Raw genomic sequence first — 689 nt, forward strand, 5'->3', positions numbered from 1 at the left:
CTTCTCGCAGCGTTCGAGATACTTGTAGGCGGCGGGATCGGAGAGCTTGTAGCCGCGGCTGTCGCCCTTCCATTCGGCGGTGTAGAGCTTCACCCCCTTGATCTTGTGGATCTCGGCCATGGCTTCGAGGGCTTCGAGCCCGCCCTCGCCGTCGCGCGGGTCGAAGGCGCCGTTGAGGATGAAGCGGTCGGGGTAGCGGGTTTTCAGCGCCGCGTTCTGTTCGAGCGTGTTGAAGCCGGTCTTGTAGAAATCCTTGAGGTAGGTGGGCTGGAAGATCGCCATGTCGTCCGGCCCGTCGATGAACAGGTCCTGCACCATCTGCTCGGCGCCGTATTTGGCGAATTTCTCCGGCGTCCAGAGCTGCTCCGGCGGGGAGAGCGAGGCGTGGTAGCCATAAAAGCAGTCGATGAATTGCTTGCCGTGAATGTTCCTGATGTTCTCGGGGCTGGCATCCCAGAGATGGACGTGGCCGTCGATGATGAAGATCTCTTCGCCGTCTTTCGTGTGTACACTGGATCCGTTCTTCTTCGGATTTGACGTGTGAGTCGTGTTTTTTTCGCTTCGTTCAGGGTAATCAGTCACGGTCGCGGCCGTCGGACTTGCCGTGATGCAGGTCGTGCAGGGCGGCATTGGCCTGTCCAGCCGGTATTCGCGGGTGCGAGGGTGACCTTGCCCTGGTCGGCCAGCGC

1 protein-coding gene is annotated in these 689 nt (G+C 60.7%); it reads right to left on the reverse strand.

Annotation, left to right across the window (positions count from 1 at the left end; genetic code table 11):
• Positions 1-582, reverse strand: a 582-nt coding sequence (locus RT91_RS19895) for an amidohydrolase family protein (RefSeq protein ID WP_240314401.1), incomplete at its 3' end; no start/stop codon positions are given.
• Positions 583-689: the final 107 nt, after the last annotated feature.

It is taken from the genome of Acidiphilium sp. JA12-A1, from assembly GCF_000724705.2.
Taxonomy (GTDB): domain Bacteria; phylum Pseudomonadota; class Alphaproteobacteria; order Acetobacterales; family Acetobacteraceae; genus Acidiphilium; species Acidiphilium multivorum.